The organism is Sphingomonas sp. Leaf198, assembly GCF_001424005.1.
Classification (GTDB): Bacteria; Pseudomonadota; Alphaproteobacteria; order Sphingomonadales; family Sphingomonadaceae; genus Sphingomonas.
Map to the genome: position 1 here is coordinate 582,394 of NZ_LMPX01000001.1, position 20,537 is coordinate 602,930.

20 protein-coding genes and 2 tRNA genes are annotated in these 20,537 nt (G+C 65.0%); 13 read left to right on the forward strand and 9 right to left on the reverse strand.

Annotated features, from left to right (window positions below):
• Window positions 1-146 precede the first annotated feature (146 nt).
• On the reverse strand, window positions 147-614 hold the full coding sequence (gene ruvX / locus ASG20_RS02645) for a Holliday junction resolvase RuvX (protein WP_056048139.1): 468 nt from the start codon (window positions 612-614) through the stop codon (window positions 147-149).
• On the reverse strand, window positions 611-1,717 hold the full coding sequence (locus tag ASG20_RS02650) for a DUF3089 domain-containing protein (RefSeq protein WP_056048142.1): 1,107 nt from the start codon (window positions 1,715-1,717) through the stop codon (window positions 611-613). The genes ruvX and ASG20_RS02650 overlap by 4 nt, the downstream gene beginning before the upstream one ends.
• A 142-nt stretch (window positions 1,718-1,859) precedes the next feature.
• Here ASG20_RS02650 and gatC point away from each other — a divergent pair, with 142 nt between their 5' ends.
• The 3 genes from gatC to gatB all read left to right on the forward strand — a co-directional run bounded on the left by gatC (window position 1,860) and on the right by gatB (window position 5,311).
• Window positions 1,860-2,162: an Asp-tRNA(Asn)/Glu-tRNA(Gln) amidotransferase subunit GatC gene (gene gatC / locus ASG20_RS02655; RefSeq protein ID WP_056048145.1), complete on the forward strand. Its 303-nt coding sequence runs from the start codon at window positions 1,860-1,862 to the stop codon at window positions 2,160-2,162.
• Window positions 2,162-3,646, forward strand: a complete 1,485-nt coding sequence (gene gatA / locus ASG20_RS02660) for an Asp-tRNA(Asn)/Glu-tRNA(Gln) amidotransferase subunit GatA (RefSeq protein WP_056048148.1) — start codon at window positions 2,162-2,164, stop codon at window positions 3,644-3,646. The genes gatC and gatA overlap by 1 nt, the downstream gene beginning before the upstream one ends.
• A 177-nt stretch (window positions 3,647-3,823) precedes the next feature.
• Window positions 3,824-5,311, forward strand: coding sequence for an Asp-tRNA(Asn)/Glu-tRNA(Gln) amidotransferase subunit GatB (gatB, locus tag ASG20_RS02665; protein WP_056048151.1), 1,488 nt, complete (start codon window positions 3,824-3,826; stop codon window positions 5,309-5,311).
• A 299-nt stretch (window positions 5,312-5,610) separates the two neighbouring features.
• Here the strand turns inward: gatB and ASG20_RS02670 are convergent, their stop codons facing one another.
• Window positions 5,611-6,267, reverse strand: coding sequence for a retropepsin-like aspartic protease family protein (locus ASG20_RS02670; RefSeq protein ID WP_231420331.1), 657 nt, complete (start codon window positions 6,265-6,267; stop codon window positions 5,611-5,613).
• Window positions 6,268-6,439: 172 nt separating this feature from the next.
• On the opposite strand from ASG20_RS02670, the gene ASG20_RS02675 reads away from it, so the two are divergent.
• Window positions 6,440-7,054 (forward strand): hypothetical protein, encoded by a 615-nt coding sequence (locus tag ASG20_RS02675; protein WP_056048154.1) that lies wholly within the window; start codon window positions 6,440-6,442, stop codon window positions 7,052-7,054.
• A gap of 3 nt (window positions 7,055-7,057) precedes the next feature.
• On the opposite strand, the gene ASG20_RS02680 is transcribed toward ASG20_RS02675, so the two are convergent.
• On the reverse strand, window positions 7,058-7,276 hold the full coding sequence (locus ASG20_RS02680; protein ID WP_082470701.1) for a hypothetical protein: 219 nt from the start codon (window positions 7,274-7,276) through the stop codon (window positions 7,058-7,060).
• A gap of 2 nt (window positions 7,277-7,278) precedes the next feature.
• Window positions 7,279-7,434, reverse strand: a complete 156-nt coding sequence (locus ASG20_RS19605) for a hypothetical protein (RefSeq protein WP_168371595.1) — start codon at window positions 7,432-7,434, stop codon at window positions 7,279-7,281.
• A 109-nt stretch (window positions 7,435-7,543) separates the two neighbouring features.
• Between ASG20_RS19605 and ASG20_RS02685 the strand changes: the two genes are divergently transcribed.
• The 5 genes from ASG20_RS02685 to clpX all read left to right on the forward strand — a co-directional run bounded on the left by ASG20_RS02685 (window position 7,544) and on the right by clpX (window position 12,803).
• Window positions 7,544-7,628, forward strand: a tRNA-Leu gene (locus tag ASG20_RS02685).
• Between the two features lie 68 nt (window positions 7,629-7,696).
• Window positions 7,697-9,352, forward strand: coding sequence for a trigger factor (gene tig / locus ASG20_RS02690; RefSeq protein ID WP_056048159.1), 1,656 nt, complete (start codon window positions 7,697-7,699; stop codon window positions 9,350-9,352).
• Window positions 9,353-9,563: 211 nt separating this feature from the next.
• Window positions 9,564-10,490 (forward strand): glycosyltransferase family 2 protein, encoded by a 927-nt coding sequence (locus tag ASG20_RS02695; RefSeq protein WP_056048162.1) that lies wholly within the window; start codon window positions 9,564-9,566, stop codon window positions 10,488-10,490.
• A 234-nt stretch (window positions 10,491-10,724) separates the two neighbouring features.
• On the forward strand, window positions 10,725-11,414 hold the full coding sequence (locus tag ASG20_RS02700) for an ATP-dependent Clp protease proteolytic subunit (protein ID WP_056048165.1): 690 nt from the start codon (window positions 10,725-10,727) through the stop codon (window positions 11,412-11,414).
• A 123-nt stretch (window positions 11,415-11,537) separates the two neighbouring features.
• Window positions 11,538-12,803 carry an ATP-dependent Clp protease ATP-binding subunit ClpX gene (gene clpX, locus ASG20_RS02705; RefSeq protein WP_056048170.1) on the forward strand — a complete coding sequence of 422 codons (1,266 nt, stop codon included), beginning with the start codon at window positions 11,538-11,540 and terminating at the stop codon, window positions 12,801-12,803.
• 481 nt (window positions 12,804-13,284) lie between these two features.
• Here clpX and ASG20_RS02710 read toward each other — a convergent pair whose 3' ends face one another.
• On the reverse strand, window positions 13,285-13,572 hold the full coding sequence (locus ASG20_RS02710) for a hypothetical protein (protein ID WP_056048173.1): 288 nt from the start codon (window positions 13,570-13,572) through the stop codon (window positions 13,285-13,287).
• 100 nt (window positions 13,573-13,672) lie between these two features.
• Here ASG20_RS02710 and ASG20_RS02715 point away from each other — a divergent pair, with 100 nt between their 5' ends.
• Window positions 13,673-14,797 carry a calcium:proton antiporter gene (locus ASG20_RS02715; RefSeq protein ID WP_056048176.1) on the forward strand — a complete coding sequence of 375 codons (1,125 nt, stop codon included), beginning with the start codon at window positions 13,673-13,675 and terminating at the stop codon, window positions 14,795-14,797.
• Window positions 14,798-14,799: 2 nt separating this feature from the next.
• Here the strand turns inward: ASG20_RS02715 and ASG20_RS02720 are convergent, their stop codons facing one another.
• From ASG20_RS02720 to ASG20_RS02730, 3 genes are read right to left on the reverse strand one after another with little or no spacing between them, the layout of a single operon-like run.
• Window positions 14,800-15,186: a c-type cytochrome gene (locus ASG20_RS02720; RefSeq protein WP_082470702.1), complete on the reverse strand. Its 387-nt coding sequence runs from the start codon at window positions 15,184-15,186 to the stop codon at window positions 14,800-14,802.
• On the reverse strand, window positions 15,183-15,437 hold the full coding sequence (locus tag ASG20_RS02725) for a hypothetical protein (RefSeq protein WP_231420330.1): 255 nt from the start codon (window positions 15,435-15,437) through the stop codon (window positions 15,183-15,185). Before ASG20_RS02725 ends, ASG20_RS02720 begins: the two co-directional genes overlap by 4 nt.
• 56 nt (window positions 15,438-15,493) lie before the next feature.
• On the reverse strand, window positions 15,494-17,221 hold the full coding sequence (locus tag ASG20_RS02730; protein ID WP_056048181.1) for a M1 family metallopeptidase: 1,728 nt from the start codon (window positions 17,219-17,221) through the stop codon (window positions 15,494-15,496).
• Window positions 17,222-17,565: 344 nt separating this feature from the next.
• Between ASG20_RS02730 and lon the strand changes: the two genes are divergently transcribed.
• The 3 genes from lon to ASG20_RS02745 all read left to right on the forward strand — a co-directional run bounded on the left by lon (window position 17,566) and on the right by ASG20_RS02745 (window position 20,501).
• Window positions 17,566-19,959 (forward strand): endopeptidase La, encoded by a 2,394-nt coding sequence (gene lon / locus ASG20_RS02735; RefSeq protein WP_056048183.1) that lies wholly within the window; start codon window positions 17,566-17,568, stop codon window positions 19,957-19,959.
• 127 nt (window positions 19,960-20,086) lie between these two features.
• Window positions 20,087-20,359 carry an HU family DNA-binding protein gene (locus ASG20_RS02740; protein ID WP_056048186.1) on the forward strand — a complete coding sequence of 91 codons (273 nt, stop codon included), beginning with the start codon at window positions 20,087-20,089 and terminating at the stop codon, window positions 20,357-20,359.
• 67 nt (window positions 20,360-20,426) lie between these two features.
• Window positions 20,427-20,501 (forward strand) — tRNA-Val (locus tag ASG20_RS02745).
• Window positions 20,502-20,537 lie beyond the last annotated feature (36 nt).

A 20,537-nucleotide genomic window follows, 5' to 3' on the forward strand; every position in this document is an offset into this window, starting at 1 on the left:
GCGCGCGGGGCAGGGGGCAAGCGCGGCGATGACGATACGCCTCGTCCGTCCCTTCCGTCATCCTGGGCTCGACCCAGGATCCAGAGCCTAGCAGTGCGCCGCTCTTGGCTCTGGATCCTGACTTTCGTCAGGATGACGGGTGAGTATCAGATCTGTGCGGTCACCAACGCGTCGATCGCGCCCTGGAGGATGTACGCCGCCGCCATCTTGTCGACCAGTTCGGCGCGCTTGGCGCGGCTGGCGTCCTGTTCGATCAGCGTGCGGGTGACGGCGACGGTCGACCAGCGCTCGTCCTGGAGCAGAACCGGGAGGCCCATGTCCTTGAGGTTCTGTGCGAACGCCCGCGTCGATTGCGAGCGCGGGCTTTCGCTGCCGTCGAGGTTAATGGGGAGACCGATGACGAGACCGACGACCGCCTGCGCCTTGATGATCTCGGCGAGCGCGGCCTTGTCCTTCTGGAACTTGGTGCGGCGGATAAGGAGCGCGGGGCTCGCGAAGCTCCAGCCAGCGTCGCAGAGCGCCGTGCCGATCGTCTTGGTGCCGACGTCGAGACCGATCAGGCGGCCGCCGTTCGGGAGCGCGTCGCGGAACTGCGCGGCGGAGAGGGTAATCATTTGAAAGCCTTCAGGCGGCGGTTGGCGTCGGCGCGGATGTTCGCCCAGAACAGGCTGTAGTCGTAGACGTGGTAGTTGTTGCCGGGCAGCACGTACGGCCCGAGGTTCGGACCCTCGCCGATCAGCAGGAAACCGCGGTCGGCACAGCGTGCGGGGACGCTGCCGATCGCCATCGTCGCGGTCTTCAAGTCCGCGGACGGGACGAGCGTGCCGAGGTTGGCGGTGGCGGGCGCGGTCGCATCGGCGGTGCCGGTCAGCGGGTTGGTGCAGACCATCGGCGTGCCCTTGCGCGGCTGGCCGTTGAAGCCGGTGGTCTGGTCGTAGGCGTCGACGATCAGCGAAGGGTCGGCGGGCTCGGCAAAGCTTTCCCACGACAGGATGCAGCCGGTCTGCTCGGCGGCGCGGCATTCGGGGAGGCCCATCTTCGGAAGGTCTGTCGCGCGCGAAACGGGCCAGCCGACGACATACGCCGCGACGATCCGTGCCTTCAGCTTCGGGTCGGTGGCGATCCGGTCGCGGATCAGGCGGGTGAGATGGAGCGCGCCCTGGCTGTGGCCGGCGAGGATGATCGGGCGGGTCGGGCCGGCTTCCTTGAGGAACCGGTCGAACGCGGCGGAGACGTCGCCGTATGCTAGTGCCAGCGCGCGTTCGCTGTCCGCAACGCTGGTCAGGAACGCGCCGAACGTCGCCTGGCGGTAGCGTGGCGCCCAGATGTCGCCGGCCTCGTTGAAAGCGCTCGCCTGGCCGCGCAGGAACAGTTCCGCCCGCGCATTGGTCTCCGGATCGTCGATCGGCGCGTTCCAGTGGTCGCGGTTGATGTACGAGGTCGGGTGGATGAAGAAGATCGCTGCGCCCGTGCCGGGCTTGCCGGGGGTGTAGCCGGTCGGCGTCCAGAGCGCGGGATTGCCCGGCGCATCGGGGCGGGCGAGCCACATGATCTTTCGCGCGTAAATGTTGCGCGGGGCTTCGCGTTGCGGCTGGAACGTCTCGCTCGGGACCATCGCCACGCGCATAAGCTGCGTGCCGAACAGGCGGTAGGCGAGCAGGGCGGCGATCGCGAGGACGATCATCGCGGCGACGAAATAGAGAAACTTGCGGGCCAAGCGGGACCTTCCGTGCAGGCGGTGTCGCTCCCGTGCCGTATGCGCGCCGCCGTTGCAATCGCGCACCTTCGTGTTCCCCCGCCTCCGCGGGGGATCACGAAGGGTGTTGCGCCGCCTGCGCGCCCGGTGCTAGCCGCAGCCCATGTCCGTAGATACTGCAACCGTGAAGCGGATCGCGAGCCTTGCGCGCATCGCGATCACCGACGAGGACGCCGCCCGCATGGCGCCGGAACTCGGAAACATCCTTGGCTGGATCGAGATGCTCGAAGAGGTCGACACGACCGGTATCGAGCCGATGACCGCCGTCATCCCCAACACGCTGCGGCTGCGCGACGACGTCGTCAACGCCGACCCGCTGACCGGCGGCGGGATCCGTGAGCAGGTCCTCGCCAACGCGCCCGTGGCCGAACACGGGTTCTTCGCCGTGCCCAAGGTGATCGAATAATGACCGACCTCACAGATCTCGGGATCGCAGGCATTCGCGACGGCGTCCGCGACGGCTCGTTCAAGGCACGCGAAGTCGCCGATGCGTTCATCGTAAAGGTGAGCCAGGCCAAGGCGTTGAACGCGTTTCTTGTCGAGACGCCGGAGCATGCGATCGCGGCTGCCACTGCCGCCGATACCGCGCGCGAGGCGGGCGAGACGCTCAAGCCGCTGGCCGGCGTGCCGATCGGCATGAAGGACCTGTTCTGCACCAAGGGCGTCACGACGACCGCGGCGAGCCATATCCTCGAAGGCTTCACGCCGACCTACGAATCGACCGTCTCGCAGAACCTCTGGGACGCGGGCGCGGGGATGCTCGGCAAGCTGAACATGGACCAGTTCGCGATGGGCTCGTCGAACGAGACCTCGGCGTTCGGCAACGTGATCTCGCCGTGGAAGCGCAATGATGGTGGTAACGCCTCGCTGGCACCAGGCGGTTCGTCGGGCGGTTCGTCGTCGGCAGTTGCCGCACGGCTCTGCCCCGCCGCGACCGGCACCGACACCGGCGGCTCGATCCGCCAGCCCGCCGCCTTCACCGGCATCAGCGGCATCAAGCCGACCTATGGTCGCTGCTCGCGCTGGGGGACGATCGCGTTCGCCTCGTCGCTCGACCAGGCTGGGCCGATGGCGCGCGACGTCCGCGACTGCGCGATCCTGCTCGAGGCGATGGCCGGGTTCGATGCGAAGGACGGCACCTCGTTGCAGCTCGACGTACCGAAGTGGGAAGCGGGTTTGTCGGTCAATCTCAACGGTTTGCGCGTCGGTATTCCCAAGGAATATCGCGTCGACGGGATGCCCGAGGAGATCGAGGCGCTCTGGCAACAGGGCATCGACTGGCTGAAGGATGCCGGCGCGACGATCGTCGAGGTCTCGCTTCCGCACACCAAATACGCGCTGCCCGCTTATTACATCATCGCGCCGGCCGAAGCGTCGTCGAACCTCGCGCGCTATGACGGCGTCCGCTACGGGATCCGTGACCTGCCGACCGGCGCCGGCTTGCAGGACATGTACGCCGCGACGCGTGCCGACGGCTTCGGCCCCGAGGTGAAGCGTCGCATCATGATCGGCACCTACGTGCTGTCGGCGGGTTTCTACGACGCGTATTACACGCAGGCGCAGAAAGTCCGGACGCTGATCGCGCGTGATTTCGAACGGGCCTGGGAGACGTGCGACGTCCTGCTCACCCCGACCGCACCGTCGGCGGCATTCGCGCTCGGCGAGAAGTCGGCCGATCCGATCGCGATGTATCTGAACGACGTCTTCACCGTGCCGTCTTCGCTTGCGGGGTTGCCGGCGATGTCGGTGCCGGGTGGTCTCGACAAGCAGGGTCTGCCGCTCGGGCTGCAGATCATCGGCAAGCCGCTCGACGAACAAGGCGTGCTGAACGCAGGGCTCGCGATCGAACAGCGAGCAGGGTTCGTCGCCAGGCCGGATGTTTGGTGGTAAATCTACTGGACTGGCTGGGCGCGATTGGGGACTTGTCCCGATTATTGCCCGGCTTTGTTCCGGGTCGAGAAGATGACCTGCCTGCCCGGCGAAGAGTAAAGATCGAGCGGCCGGTCAGGGCAGCAGCTGAGAAAAAGCTCAGCTTGTTCCGGCGCTCAAGCGGTAGGTTGAAAGACAATGACTGAATCGAACTATCGTATCCAGGGCGAAACCGGCGAGTGGGAGGTCGTGGTCGGCCTCGAAGTGCACGCGCAGGTGACGTCGAACGCCAAGCTCTTTTCGGGCGCGGCGACTGCGTTCGGCGCGGAGCCCAACACGCAGGTGTCGCTGGTCGATGCGGCGATGCCGGGCATGCTGCCGGTGCCGAACCGCGAGTGCATCCGTCAGGCGGTCCGCACGGGCATGGCGATCGAGGCGCAGATCAACAAATGGTCGCGGTTCGACCGGAAGAACTATTTCTACGCCGATCTGCCGCAGGGCTATCAGATCAGCCAGCTCTATCATCCGATCGTCGGTGAGGGCGCGATCGACATCAGCCTCGACGAGAAGAACCCCGATGCCGCGGGCAAGCGGATCGGCGTCGAGCGCATCCATGTCGAGCAGGATGCGGGCAAGCTGATGCACGACCAGCATCCGACCCAGTCGTATGTCGACCTCAACCGGTCGGGCGTTGCGCTGATGGAGATCGTGTCGAAGCCCGATCTGGCATCGCCAGCGGAAACAGGGGCTTACCTGCGAAAGCTGCGATCGATCCTGCGCTATGTAGGCTCGTGCGACGGCAACATGGAAGAGGGCTCGATGCGCGCCGACGTCAACGTCAGCGTGCGCAAGCCCGGCGACGAGCTCGGCACGCGGACCGAGACGAAGAACGTCAATTCGGTGCGCTTCGTGATGGCGGTGGTCGAGCAGGAGGCCAAGCGTCAGGTCGAGGTGCTCGAGGCCGGTGGCAAGATCCAGCAGGAGACGCGGCTCTACGATCCCGATCGCAACGAGACACGCTCGATGCGATCGAAGGAAGACGCGCATGATTACCGCTACTTCCCCGATCCCGACCTGTTGCCGCTGGTGCTCGACGATGCGTTCCTGGCCGAGTGTCGGGCTTCGTTGCCCGAACTGCCGGATGCGAAGCGCGCGCGGTACGAGGCGCTCGGGATCACCGCGTATCAGGCGACGGTGCTGACCGCCGAGGTCGAGGCGGCGCGGTGGTTCGATGCGTTGCTCGACGCGGGCGTGAAGCCGGCGGCGGCGGCGAACTGGACGACGTCGGAGCTGTTCGGGGCGTTGAACCGGACTGGCAAGGATATCGAGAACTCGCCGGTGTCGCCGGCACAGGCGGCGGAATTGCTGGGGCTGATCGCGGACGGCACGCTGTCGGGGAGTCTTGCCAAGCAGGTGTTCGAGGTGATGCTCGAGACCGGCGACGGCGCGGCGAAGGTGGTCGAGGATCGCGGGTTGAAGCAGACCAGCGATACCGGGGCGATCGAGAAGGTGATTGCCGAGGTGATGGCGGCGAACGCGGACAAGGTCGCTGATTACCGCGGCGGCAAGGACAAGCTGTTCGGGTTCTTCGTGGGCCAAACGATGAAGGCGATGGGGGGGAAGGCCAACCCTGCTGTCGTGAACGAGGTTCTGAAGGGGATGCTTGGGGAGTCGGTGGCTTCGTAAAGCTACCGACTTCGCTCTCTCTCTCTCTCTCTCTCTCTCTCCTGCACCTGCTGGTCTCCCGCCCTTTCCGTTCTCCCGCGAAGGCGGGAGTCCAGGGCAACCGAACGCAGCGCTGCTTGATTCCTGGGCCCCCGCGTTCGCGAGGGAACAGAAGGGCGGCCATCTCCCCAATCGCCACCACCCCGGCGAAGGCCGGAGCCCAATTGGGGCACGGTGATAACGAGGGGCAGCGCTTCGTTACTGCAACCTTTCCAATTGGGCTCCGGCCTTCGCCGTGGTGGTTGTGTAAGGGGGCGGCCTTACCCATCCATCTTCTGCGGATGATGCGGCACCAGGATCAGCGTGTTCTCCTCCACGCGCCACGACGCCAGCCGCGACAGGAAGTTCATCCCCAGCACGTTCGTCTCGCCAAACGCCGGCGACACCACGACCTGCAAGTCCCGCGCGACGATCACACCGAGGCGCAAGCTCGCGATCGTCCCCGTCTTCGCCGCAATCGACCCATTGGCGGTCTGCAGCACGATCGGCACCACGCCGACCCGCGCGTCGATTCCTGCAGCGTCCGCCGTCTGTTCCGAGATCGCGGTGATCGTCGCCCCGCTGTCGATCAACAACCGCCGGCTAACCCCGTCGATCGTCGCGCGCGCCCAGAAATGGCCGTCCGGCGACATCCGGATACGAACCTCGCCGCCGACCACCTGCTGGTCCTCGATCTTCAGGAACCGGGCGATCTTGCCGACATACGGGTCGAACTGGCGCCGTTGGTCGACCGCGACGAACAGCAAGCCGACCAGCACGAGCGTCACGCCGATATTCACCAGCGTCCGCACGATCGGAATGCGCTGCGCGACGACGAGCACGACGACAGCGATGCCGAGTGCAACATACAGCGTGTGCGGTTGGCTGGGGTTGGGCAGCGTGAAGATCGACGGGTCCTGAAACAGAGGCGAATGCAATATCTTAGCGTAGTCGCGGCAACCTGTATCGGTGCTGACCGGCGCGTGAGCGAACGACGCTCGACAAAGGACCGATCCGAAACCGGCCGGATTGCCGTTCCTACGGATTGCGCGTGTTAGTCGAACGCGCTTCACTGAGACGGGGAGGCGGCAGATGGCGATCAGACGGACAATGACGGTCGCGATCCTGACGCTCGTCATCGGTCAGGCATCGGCTGCATCAAGCCAGTCCAGCGGCGAGCGGCGGCTTGCGGCGATGACACCAGCGCAATTCCAGGCCCGAACGACGCTCCAGGACGACGCTCTGGACACCGTTGCGACGATCACCACGGCGAACGGATTCGTCGAGCGAAAGCCCCTGCTGGGGCCTGCGCTCGATGACGTCTTTCTTCGGGCCTTTATCGACAAGACGACGGGCCGGGCCTCGTATCAGGCCTATGTCAGGATACGGTATCGCGACTATGGTTGGGCGAATTGGAATACGGCCAATTATGCAACGCCCGCGGGGCCGCGCGCGGTCGCGACGCAACGGATCGCGCGCGTGAGGGCATCATGTTCGAGGGGCTTTGCTTGCTTGAGGTCCGAGACCGTCGGGTTTGCGATCGGCGCGCCGCTGTTGAACGCCAATGCCAAGCTGTATGTCGGCGATGGAACACCGTCATGGCCATTCAAGATATCGGCGCAAAACGGCGGTGAACGCTCGTTCCTACTCTCGATGGCGGAAATTGCCGGCCTTTTGATGGCGGTCGATGCATATCGCACCGACCACCATCTGCCGACCTCATGACGCTTACTGCGCGTCGTTGTCCTGGTTCTTCACGACGCCGCCGGTACCACCGACGCCGTCGGGCATGCCGCTGTCCGTGAACGTCTCGGGCTCATCGCCGCCTTCGCCGCGCTCGACCGCGTCCGAACGCGACTCCACCGCCTGTTCGATGTCGCTGCGGGTGTCCTCGTCACGGTCCTCGGGGAGCGTTTCGGGGTTCGTGCCCGAATGGGGATCGTTCACGCTCAAAACTCCGGCTGGACGGGTGCGGGATCGTTCGACGGCGTTCCAGGCGCTGGCACGTCGATGTCCGGCGCGGGCGGATTGAACTCGGGCGGCGGCGCAGTCGGCTCGACGGGCGACGTCGGGGTCGGGAATTCTGCCGGGGGTTGGGTAGCCATGATGTCTCTCCTTCTAGATGTTCAACGCCTGTAATCAGCGGGAGTTGCCTATGTGCTTGCCCCCGCATGCATCGTTGGTATAGACGCGCCCGCTACGGCGATGTCCTGTGCGGGCGTGGCGGAACTGGTAGACGCGCTTGGTTTAGGTCCAAGTATCGCAAGATGTGGGGGTTCGAGTCCCTTCGCCCGCACCAGCCCGCCGCGCAGGCGAGGCGACCGCCCGAAGAATTATCCTGAATGCTCTTTTAGACAAAGGCCGGACATGCAGACTGTCGAGACGTTGAACGAGGGCCTCAAGCGCGCCTTTACGCTCACCATCACCGCGAAGGATATCGATGCCAAGGTCGATGTCGAGCTGAAGCGCCTCGCGCCGCAGATGAAGATGCCGGGCTTCCGTCCGGGCAAGGTACCGGCGAACCTGATCCGCAAGATGCACGGCCCGGCGCTCACGCAGGACGCGCTGAACGCGGCGATCCAGGAGAGCGTCCAGACGCTCGTCGCCGAAAAGCAGCTTCGCCCCGCGATGCAGCCTTCGGTCGAGCTCGAAGACGGCTATGACCTCGGCAAGGACGCCGTGGTCAAGGTCGAGATGGAGGTCCTCCCGCAGGTCCCCGCACCCGCGATCGACGGCATCAAGCTCGAGCGCCTGACCGTGCCCGTCGCGGACGACGCGGTCACCGAGCAGCTCCAGAAGTTTGCCGACCAGCAGAAGAAGTGGGACGACGCGGCCGACGATTACGTCGCGGCAATGGGCGATCTCGTCACCGTCGATTTCGTCGGCAAAACTGCCGATGGCGTCGCGTTCGAGGGCGGCACGGGCACCGACATGGGCGTCGAGCTCGGTTCGGGTCGTCTGATCCCGGGCTTCGAGGATCAGCTCGTCGGCGTGAAGACCGGCGACGACAAGGTCCTGAACGTGACCTTCCCTGAGGAGTATCAGGAGAAGTCGCTCGCAGGCCAGCCGGCGACGTTCGACATCACCGTCAAGTCGGTGAAGACCGCGGGCGAGAGCAAGATCGACGAGGATCTGGCGAAGTCGCTGGGTCTCGAGAGCCTCGAGCAGCTCACGGGGCTGTTGAAGGGTCAGATCGAGCAGGAGCATAACGGTCTCACGCGTACGCACATGAAGCGCAAGCTGCTCGACCAGCTCGCCGAGGGTCACGACTTCGAAGTGCCGCCGTCGATGGTCGAGGCCGAGTTCAACCAGATCTGGTCGCAGCTCCAGCACGAAGCCACGCATGAGACCGATCCCGAGGCTGCGATGGCCGAGATGGAAGGCGAGCGCGACGATTACCGCAAGATCGCCGAGCGTCGCGTGCGCCTGGGCCTGCTCCTGTCCGAGATCGGCCAGGCCAACGGCGTCGAGGTGTCCAACCAGGAAATGCAGCGTCTGCTGGCACAGGCGGCGCAGCAGTATCCCGCCGAGCAGCGCCAGCAGTTCATGCAGTACGTCCAGCAGGAGCCGATGGCGGCCGCCCAGCTGCGTGCGCCGCTGTACGAGGACAAGGTCGTCGACTTCCTGTTCGAGAAGGCCGAGATCACCGATCGCAAAGCGACGCGTGAGGAGCTGGAAGCCGCGATCGAGAGCGAGGACGGGTTCGCCAGCGGCACGCACACGCATGATCACGACAACCACAAGCCGAAGAAGAAGGCTGCGGCCAAGAAGGGCAAGCCAGCGTCGGACGAGGCTGCTTCGGATGACGCCGTGACGGACGAGGCATCTGCTTCGGACGCGACGGACGAGGCCAAGCCTGCGAAGAAGGCGCCTGCCAAGAAGAAGGCGGCTCCGGTTGAAGCGGAGACCGCCGTGACGGAGTCGTCGCCGGTTGCTGCCGAGAACGCAGAGGGCACCGAAGCTGCCGACGCACCGGCGAAGAAGCCGCGCGCGAAGAAGGCCGCGACCAAGACCGAGGCGTAACGCACGTTCGAGCGCCTCAGTAAGTGAGGCGCTCCACCCAACCGGGTCACCTCCCCGGCGTAGGCCGGGGTCCAATCGGAAAGGTAGCTGTAACGATGCGCGATGCTTCGTTATGGACCTTTTCCAATTGGGCCCCGGCCTCCGCCGGGGAAGTGCATTTTAGGGTTGTTCGGTGACTGAAATACCGTCTTCAACTCCGCAAGGGCAGGCCATGACCGAACCGAGAATCGCCGTCCTGCTCCCGTGCTACAACGAGGACGCCGCGATCGCGCAGACGATTGCCGGTTTCCGTGCCGCGCTGCCCGGCGCCACCATCTTCGTCTACGATAACAACAGCGCCGACCGCACGATCGAGGTCGCGCGCGCCGCCGGCGCGGTCGTCCGAACCGAGCGCATCCAGGGCAAGGGCGCTGTCGTCCGCCGGATGTTCGCCGATATCGACGCCGACATCTACGTGATGGCCGATGGCGACGCGACCTACGACGCCGCCTCCGCACCAAATCTGGTCGCGCGCGTGCTCGACGAGCAGCTCGACATGGTCGTCGGCTCACGCATCAGCCAGGTCCAGGAAAGCTACCGCCGCGGGCATCGGTTCGGCAACGCGCTGCTCACCGGTATGCTTGCCCGCCTGTTTGGCCGCAGCTTCACCGACATCCTCTCAGGCTACCGCGTGTTCTCGCGCCGGTTCGTCAAGAGCTTCCCGTCGCTGTCGGCCGGGTTCGAGATCGAGACCGAGATCAGCGTCCACGCGCTCGAACTCAAGATGCCGATCGGCGAGGTCGAGACGCCCTATTACGCGCGCCCCGAAGGCTCCGAATCGAAGCTCAGCACGTACGGCGACGGGTGGCGCATCCTCCGCACGATCATGACTCTGTACCGGATCGAGCGGCCGCTCTGGTTCTTCGGCGCGATCGGCAGCGTGTTCGGCCTGCTCGCGCTGATCCTCGGCATCCCGCTGGTGCTGACGTACATCGAGATCCACCAGGTGCCACGCTTCCCGACCGCGATCCTGATCACCGGTCTGGGCATCTTCGCTGCGCTCAACGTCTTCACCGGTCTGATCCTCGACACGGTCGTCCGCGGCCGCCGCGAAGTCCGCCGCCTGGCGTACCTGGCTTACCCCGCCCCAGGCATCTGACTCCCTCGCCCCTCCGGGGAGAGGGAAGGAGGAGCCACTTGGCGACGGGAGGGTGAGGGGCGGTTGGCGGATCCCAACCGCCGCTCACCCTCCCACCCGCAAGCGCGGGCGGGCCCCTCCCTCTCCCCGGAGGGGCGAGGGCAAGCAGTCCCCGCGCCGAGCAGCAGGCAGGGCTTGAACTCCCCTCTCGGACCGCCGATGTTAGCGGTTCACTGGGGCATAAGAGAGATTTCCATGCACAATCCGTTCGAGACCGGCGATTTCGCGAGCCCGTTGGCCAGCGCCGGGCTCGGCCTGCAGCAGACGCAAGCAGGCCTGGTTCCCATCGTCATCGAGCAGTCGAACCGCGGCGAGCGTTCGTTCGACATCTTCTCGCGCCTGCTCCGCGAGCGCATCATCTTCGTGACCGGTGGCGTCGAGGACGGCATGGCCTCGCTGATCACCGCGCAGCTGCTCTTCCTCGAGTCCGAGAACCCGAAGAAGGACATCTTCATGTATATCAACTCGCCGGGCGGTGTCGTCACGGCGGGCATGGCGATCCACGACACGATGCGGTACATCCGTCCGCGCGTCGGGACCGTCTGCATCGGTCAGGCCGCCTCGATGGGCAGCTTCCTGCTCGCGAGCGGCGAGCCCGGCATGCGCGTCGCGATGACCAACGCACGCATCATGATCCATCAGCCATCGGGTGGTGCCCAGGGCATGGCTAGCGACATCGAGATCCAGGCGCGCGAGATCCTGCGCATCCGCAAGCGCATGAACGAGCTGTATTCGCAGTATACCGGCCAGCCGATCGAAGAGATCGAGCGCCGGATGGACCGCGATACGTTCCTCGAAGCGAACGAGGCGAAGGATTTCGGGCTGATCGACGAGGTGTTCGACAAGCGCCCGGCGGTATCCGAGGATGCCCCGAAACCCGCTTGAACGACACTGGCATGGGGTGAATCGTAAACCCCGCCGGTTTATTTGATTGTAGGAACTCCGGGGTGCGTTACGGTAGCGGCCCCGGAAACGGCACGTGCACCGACATGCGCGAGAGGTGATTGAATGACGAAGCTGAGCGGTGGCGACTCGAAGAGCACCCTCTATTGCTCGTTCTGCGGGAAGTCGCAGCACGAGGTCCGCAAGTTGATCGCCGGGCCGACGGTCTTCATCTGCGACGAGTGCGTCGAGCTATGCAACGACATCATCCGTGAGGAGACGAAGTCTGCGCTGGTGTCCAAGAAGGACGGCGGCGTGCCGACTCCGCAGGAGATCTGCGACGTCCTCGACGATTACGTGATCGGCCAGAAGCGCGCGAAGCGCGTGCTGTCGGTGGCGGTGCACAATCACTACAAGCGGCTCAACCACGGCGCCAAGGGTGCCGATGTCGAGCTGTCCAAGTCGAACATCCTGCTGGTCGGGCCGACCGGTTGCGGCAAGACGCTGCTCGCGCAGACGCTCGCCCGCATCCTCGACGTGCCGTTCACGATGGCCGATGCGACGACGCTGACCGAAGCCGGCTACGTCGGCGAGGATGTCGAGAACATCATCCTCAAGCTGCTCCAGGCGTCGGACTACAACGTCGAGCGGGCGCAGCGCGGGATCGTCTATATCGACGAGATCGACAAGATTTCGCGCAAGGCCGAGAACCCCTCGATCACGCGCGACGTGTCGGGCGAAGGCGTGCAGCAGGCGTTGCTGAAGCTGATGGAGGGCACCACCGCGTCGGTGCCTCCGCAGGGTGGGCGGAAACATCCACAGCAGGAGTTCCTGCAGGTGGATACGACCAACATCCTGTTCATCTGCGGCGGTGCGTTCTCGGGTCTCGAGAAGATTATCGGTGATCGTCTGCAGGGCAAGTCGATCGGTTTCGGTGCGTATGTCGCCGGGCCGGACGAGCGCAAGACGGGCGAGACGCTGAAGTCGGTCGAGCCTGAGGATCTGTTGAAGTTCGGGCTTATCCCCGAGTTCGTCGGGCGTCTGCCGGTGATCGCGACGCTCGAGGATCTCGACGTCGACGCGCTGGTGAAGATCCTGAAGGAGCCGAAGAACGCGCTGGTCAAGCAGTACCAGAAGCTGTTCGAGATGGAGGACGTCGCGCTCGGTTTCACCGACGACGCGCTGGTCTCGGTCGCCAAGAAGGGCATCGAACGCAAGACCGGTGCACGCGGTCTTCGCTCGATTCTGGAGAGCATCCTGCTCGATACGATGTTCGACCTGCCGGGCATGGACGGTGTCGACGAGGTGATGATCGACAAGGACGTGATCGAAGGCCGCAAGGAACCAATCCGCGTCTATGCGGAGAAGAAAAAGACTGGCGACGCTGCGTAAGGCGGGGTTGGTTTGAGATACGGGAGAGGGCGTCGAGCGATCGGCGCCCTTTTTCGTTTGGGGCAGAGCGCGTGCTGCTCTTCTGACTGTTCCCCCGCGAAGGCGGGGGTCCAGAGTACCAAGCTGTAGCGGTCGTAACTCCTGGACCCCCGCTTCCGCGGGGGAACGGCAGGATGTGACCTGACCCGGACAGAACGGGCGATATGCCCCGTCTTCACCCACTACACCATTGGCGTCGCTTCTATCTTGGGGGACATTGTTGGGGTTCGCGGCGACGACGTCGGGACCCGCGTGCGGCCGGCGCCGCCACTACGGTCCTCAAGTCAAAAGCCGAGCCCGCTCCAAATCCTTGGGACGTCCGAACAGCCTGAGCATCTCGGCCAGTTCAGCACGATCAGGTACATAAACGACGGACCCTCCGACGAGGACAGGCACGCGCGTCCGAGGCAGTACCTCCGCCCAACCCGCGCTTGTCGCAACATTAAACCCCCGCCATGATCTCGACGACCAAAGGCGGCGTCTCCCACCGCCCGAACAGCATCGACCGGAACATTGGACTCGCGCCATCCTCGATCGGTACGACGCCAAGCCTGTCCATCAGTCGCCGAGCATCCACCACGCTCATGAGAACATCGACGTCGCCGACCTCGATCGGCGTCACGCCGTGAAGCGCCACCGCGGCGCTGGAAATGACCCACCACGGGTCTTGAGCATCCCGCATCGCATCGACGGTCATGACGAGCGTTTCGCGGAGATCGGAAGTCAGCATCGGTGCAGCCTACTCGATCCTTACCGCCCCGCAATCGCCCCGACTCGGACCCTTATCGGCCCTCGCGCATTCGTTGACCAAGTGGAACGAGGGAGCATGCATGACGATCGAAGTGGCCGACCGACCGAACGAACACGTGGTGGAGACGATGCCGGACCGTCTGGCGCTCCCGATCTGGACGCTGATCGCGCCGGGCCTGGGACTGCTCGCCGTCCTCGTCGGCCTCGCCAAGATGGGCACGCTCGGCACCGCCGCCGCAGTCATCGTCCTGATCGGCAGCGTGCTCGCCGCCGTCCATCACGCCGAGGTCATCGCGCACAAGGTGGGTGAGCCGTTCGGGACGCTCGTCCTCGCGATCGCGGTCACCGTGATCGAGGTGTCGCTGATCGTCTCGCTGATGCTATCGAACGCCGGCGATGCGACTACGCTCGCGCGCGACACGGTGTTCGCGGCGATCATGATCATCCTCAATTTCATCATCGGCATCTGCCTGCTCGCGGGCGCGGTGCGGCATCATGAGCAGCGGTTCACGCTGAAGGGCATGACCGCGGCGCTGGGCGTGCTCGCGGCGATGGCGGTGCTGTCGCTGATCCTGCCGAACTATACGTCGTCGACACAGGGCCCGACCTACGCATCGTCGCAGCTGATCTTCGTCGCGGTCGTATCGCTGATCCTCTACGGCACGTTCGTGCTGGTGCAGACGGTACGCCACCGCGATTATTTCCTGCCGTCGACCGACGACAAGGACGACCATGCCGCGCCGCCATCGGGCCGCGCGACGGGCATTGCCTTCGCCGCGCTGCTGGTGGCGCTGGTGTCGGTGGTGTTGCTCGCGAAGACGCTGTCGCCGACGATCGAGGCCGCGGTACTCGGTGCCGGCCTGCCGCTGACCGTGGTCGGCGTGGTGATCGCGGCGCTGGTGCTCGCGCCCGAAAGTCTTGCCGCGTACAAGTCGGCGCGGCGCAACCGGTTGCAGACCAGCCTCAACCTCGCACTTGGCTCCGCGCTGGCGACAATCGGGCTGACGATCCCGAGCGTGGCGATCGTGTCGCTGGTGCTCGACCTGCCGATCGCGCTCGGCATCGATGCCAAGAGCATGACGCTGTTGGCGCTGTCGCTGTTCGTTGCCACGCTCTCGCTCGGCACCGGGCGGACGACGGTGTTGCAGGGTGTCGTCCACCTCGTGATCTTTGCGGCCTATCTGTTCACTACGGTGGTGCCGTAAACTCAGGGGCCCTGCGTCGACAGGTAGGCGATGACGTCGGCGCGGTCCTTCGGGTCGGAGAGACCCGCAAACGCCATCGTCGTGCCCGGCACCATCTTGCGCGGGTTGGTGAGCCAGGCGTCCATGCGCTTGGCGTCCCAGTTGCCACCAAGCGCCTTTAGGCCGGCGGTGTAGGAGTAGCGCGGGCGCCGCTCGCCAATCGGGCCGCCCATGACGGCGTAGAGGTTCGGACCGTCGGTATCGCCCGCATATTGCCCGATCGTGTGGCAGGCGGTGCACTGACGGAAGACCCGTTCGCCGCTGGCGATCTGGCTGGTCGTGCCGGCGTCGGGGCTCGAACCGCAGCCGGCTAGCGCCAGTGCAAGCAAGGGCCACCGCGGCAGAGTCATCGTTTCTGGCGTGCGGCCAAGGCGAGGCCGGCGGCGATCTGCGCGACGGCGTAGAGGCGGCGGCGGCCTGGGCGGTCGACGAAGGGCCTCACAAGTTTCTCGGTGCCAAGCGCATCGTCCTTCCAGAGATCGACGTGGCGGCGGGGTTGGAGGAAACCGATCAACCCGTCGCCAACCATGAAGATCGCCGCCATCTCCGCCGCGCGCGATCCCCAGATGTTCTCCTGCGCACGCAGGAGTCCAGGAGTCACGGGCGTCGTCTCTTGGGACCCTGGGCCCCCGCCTTCGCGAGGGAACGGTGGAGAGGTCATTGCGCTTTTCCCTTCGCGGCTTGCGCGGCCTTCCAAGCGGCCACGTCTTCCAGTGTCACACTACGCCGCAAGACCAGCGCATCCGGATCGATCACGACATGCGCGCCGGCCGGGACCGACAAGCTCGCCTTCCCGCCAGTCATCGGCAACGTCCGCGTCTTGCCGTCGATCTGCACCTGTACCGGCAGCGGGAAGGGGCCATTCCCTGGCACCTTCCAGGCCAAAGTCAGCATATTCCCCGTCCGCGTTTCCACTAGCTCGGGCAGCGCCGCCTGCCGGAGATACACGTCGAAGAACCACGCATAGTCCTTCCCCGTCACCTTCCGGACGAGCCCCTCATATTCCTTCGTCGACCCGAACCGCGGCGCGAAATTTCCCGGCTTCGGATCCGCGCGCCCGTACACCGCCAGCCGCGTGACGTCGAAGAACGCCTTGTCGCCGATCAGGCTCCGCAGCGTGTGGAGCATCCAAGACCCCTTGTAGTAGATGTCCTGCCCCGCACCGCCCTTGTCGAGTTCGTACACCTCCTCCTCGGTGGTGACGCGCTGCTGCGTGATCGGCTTGAGGTTCATGATCGAGGTGCGTTCGCCCTGCATCATCGCGGCATAGCGTGCACGCCCCTCGCGCCACTGGCCATAGAGCGGCTGCATGTACGTGCCATACCCCTCGTGCAGCCAGTAATCGTCCCAGTTGGCGGCGGTCAGCTGGTTGCCGAACCACTCATGTGCGAATTCGTGCTGGAACAGCCAGTCGAACCCCTCCGGCGCCTTCTCGTAGCCGTTGCCATAGGCGTTGATCGTCTGGTGCTCCATGCCCTTGTGCGGCGTCTCGACCACGCCGAGCTTCTCGTCGCCGAACGGGTAGGGGCCGATCATGCTTTCGAAGAAATCGAGCGTCGGCGCGAACTCGGCGAACAGCTTCTCCGCCTGCGGTTTCTCGCCCGGCAGGTACCAGTAATACATCGGGATGCTGTTGCCGAAGCGGCTCTTGTAGGTGCCGCTGATCTCCTCATACGGCCCGACGTTCAGCGCGATGCCGTAGGTGTTGGGATGCTTGGCACGCCAGTTCCACGTCGTCCGCCCGTCCGCCAGCGTGTCGACGCCGAGCAGCACACCGTTCGACGGCGCCTTCAGCCCCTTCGGCACGGTGATGTGTAGCGTCACCAGCGCGGGCTCGCCGGTCGGGAAGTCGAGGCACGGCCAGAACAGGTCGCAGCCATAGCCCTCCGCGGTCGTCGCGAACCACGTGCGACCGTCGGGCGTCTTCGACCAGACCATGCCGTCGTCCCACGGTGCCTTCACCGCGACGTGCGGCGTGCCGCCATAGGTGATCTTGGCGGTGACCTTGCCGCCCGCGGGGACGGGCTTTGGCAGCGTGATCATCAGTCGTCCCTCGGGATTGCTCCAGGCCGAGGGCTCGAGCGGAACGCCGTCGATCGCGATCGCGCTGACCGGCAGATTGCGGTCCAGGTCGATCGGTAGGCAGGCGAGAGGGGCCTTTGCCGTGAAGACCAGCGTAGCGACACCGTTCAGACTTTCCGTTTCGGGTAGCACCTCGAACGCGAGGTCGGCGCTGTCGAACCGGAGCGCGGTCTGCTCGGGTGTCAGTACGCCCCCAGACCGCTGCGTCTGCGCGGTGATCGCGGGCTCGCCCTTCTTGGGAAGCGGCGCGGCGGCTGTGAGAAGTGCGACGGCGCTTACCGCGAGGAGAAAACCTGATTTCATGGCGTATTCTCGCGCGGAGGTCGGGGCGATACAAGCTATAAGCCTATATTCCTCGTCATTCCCGCGAAGGCGGGGACCCATACCGGCTAGCTTCGCGGCATGATCGCCGACCCCCGAGGATATGGATCCCCGCCTTCGCGGGAATGACGATGGGGTATTCGAGCGCTGGACCCCGGAACAAGGCTCACCTGACCGCAGCCGAAGGGCCGGGGGTGACGGGGACTTTGTGGCGTCGTTTTGGACCGGATCGTACCGATCCCACCGCCAAGCAATTGATGGACGGTTCATCCTCACCATATAAGCTGTTAGATTATGCCCCCATGCAGGCACCCACCGGAGCGTTCATGACCCAGTACCCCGTCCTTCCCCTTCGCGACATCGTCGTGTTCCCGCACATGATCGTGCCGCTGTTCGTCGGCCGCGATAAGTCCGTTGCCGCGCTCGAAGCGGCAATGGCGGCGGACAAGGAGATCTATCTCGTCGCGCAGGTCGATCCGGCCGAGGACGATCCCTCGCGCGACGACCTGTATTCGATGGGCGTCACCGCGACCGTGCTCCAGCTTCTGAAGCTGCCCGACGGCACCGTCCGCGTGCTGGTCGAGGGCAAGGGCCGCGCGACTCTGGAAACGCTCGACGAAAGCGGCGACTTCCTCACCGCAACGGTCGAGCCGGTCGCCGATGCGGAGGTCGAAGGGCCGGAACTCATCGCGCTGATGCGTTCGGTGGTCGACCAGTTCGAGAATTACGCCAAGCTCAACCGCAAGCTGTCGTCCGAGACCTCGGTACAGCTGTCCGAGATCGAGGACGCGTCGAAGCTTTCCGACGCGGTGATCGCGAACGTCCAGATCAAGGTCGCCGAGAAGCAGGCGATCCTGCTCGAAACCAATCCGTCGAAGCGCCTTGAGATGGCGTTCGCGGCGATGGAGGGCGAGCTGGGCGTCCTGCAGGTTGAGAAAAAGATCAAGAGCCGCGTCAAGCGCCAGATGGAAAAGACGCAGCGCGAATATTACCTCAACGAGCAGTTGAAGGCGATCCAGCGCGAACTCGGCAACGAGGACGGCGAGGGCGAAGGCGACGAGATCGCCGAGCTGACGCAGAAGATCGCGACGCTCAAGATGAGCAAGGAAGCGCGTGGCAAGGCGACGTCCGAGCTGAAGAAGCTCAAGACGATGGCGCCGATGAGCGCCGAGGCGACCGTCGTGCGCAATTATCTCGACGTGCTGCTCGGGCTCCCCTGGGGCAAGAAGTCGAAGATCAAGAAGGACATCGCTGCCGCACAGGTGACGCTGGACGAGGATCATTACGCGCTCGAGAAGGTCAAGGACCGGATCGTCGAGTATCTCGCCGTGCAGGCGCGCACCAACAAGCTGAAGGGGCCGATCCTGTGCCTCGTCGGTCCTCCGGGTGTCGGCAAGACCTCGCTCGGCAAGTCGATCGCCAAGGCGACCGGGCGCGAGTTCATCCGCCAGTCGCTGGGCGGCGTGCGTGACGAAGCCGAGATCCGTGGGCATCGCCGCACCTATATCGGCTCGCTGCCGGGCAAGATCGTCACGAACCTCAAAAAGGCCGGCACGTCGAACCCGCTGTTCCTGCTCGACGAGATCGACAAGCTCGGCCAGGATTTCCGCGGCGATCCGGCGTCGGCGCTGCTCGAGGTTCTCGACCCGGAGCAGAACGGCAAGTTCCAGGATCATTATCTGGAGGTCGATATCGACCTGTCGGACGTGATGTTCGTGTGCACGGCGAACTCGCTCAACCTGCCGCAGGCGCTGCTCGATCGCATGGAGATCATCCGTCTGGAGGGCTATACCGAGGACGAGAAGGTCGAGATCGCCGAGCGCCATCTGGTCGAGAAGCAGATCGAGGCGCACGGTCTGAAGCCGGGTGAGTTCACGCTGACGCAGGAAGGGCTTCGCACGCTCATCCAGCAATACACGCGTGAGGCCGGCGTGCGTACGCTGGAGCGCGAGATCGCCAAGCTGTGCCGCAAGGCGCTGCGCCAGATCCTCGAGAACAAGACGACGAGCGTCACGATCACGCCCGAGAACATCGGCGAATATGCCGGCGTGCAGAAGTACCGCCACGGTCTGGGCGAGACCGAGAACCAGATCGGTGCGGTCACCGGGCTCGCCTGGACCGAGGTCGGCGGCGAGTTGCTGACGATCGAGAGCGTCACGGTCGCGGGCAAGGGTCAGGCGAAGCTCACCGGTAAGCTCGGTGACGTGATGAAGGAGTCGATCGAGACCGCGTTCAGCTTCGTCAAGGCACGCGCACCAAGCTACGGGATCAAGCCGAGCCTGTTCGCGCGGAAGGATATTCACATCCATCTGCCCGAGGGTGCGGTGCCGAAGGATGGTCCGTCGGCGGGTATCGGCATGGTCACGTCGATCGTCTCGACGCTGACCGGCGTGCCGATTCGGCGCGAGGTGGCGATGACCGGCGAAGTGACGCTGCGCGGCCGCGTGCTGCCGATCGGTGGCCTCAAGGAGAAGCTGCTGGCCGCGCTGCGGGGCGGGATCGAGACGGTGCTGATCCCGGCGGAGAACGAGAAGGATCTCGCGGAAATCCCAGCGAACATCAAGGCGGGGTTAAAGATCGTCCCCGTTTCGCATGTCGACGAGGTGCTTCGTCTGGCGCTGACCGAGCCGCTCGAAGCGATCGAGTGGACCGATGCGGACGAGCTGGCGGCGCTGCCTCCTGCGCCGATCGCGCCGGTCGGGGGTGGCCTTCACCACTGATCCATGTTTGGATCGTAAGCGACGACGCGGCGGTTTCGTTTGACAGCAGACGGGGCCGCCGCATTATTGCGCGCTGACTGCGGCCGTGATTCTATCGCGGCCGACTTGAGACTTTCCGGGGGACTATATGAACAAGCAGGAACTGATCGCGACGGTTGCCGACACGTCCGGGCTGGTGAAGGCCGACGCGGTCAAGGCAGTCGAGGCGGTGTTCGACGCGATCGAGGCATCGTTGAAGAAGGGCGACGAGGTTCGGCTGGTCGGTTTCGGCACGTTCTCGATCTCTAAGCGCAAGGCGTCGACCGGCCGCAATCCCCGGACCGGCGAGCCGATGACGATCAAGGCCTCGACCCAGCCGAAGTTCAAGGCGGGCAAGGGTCTGAAGGACGCGGTCAACTAGGACCGGTGTCGATAGGGCTGGACAGGTGGACGGGGTCTGCCTAAAGGCCCGCTTCCGAACGAGTTTCGGGCGCGTAGCTCAGTGGTAGAGCACACCCTTCACACGGGTGGGGTCGCTGGTTCAATCCCAGCCGCGCCCACCAGATTTACGCCGGTTCCTTCGCACGAAGGGGCCGGCG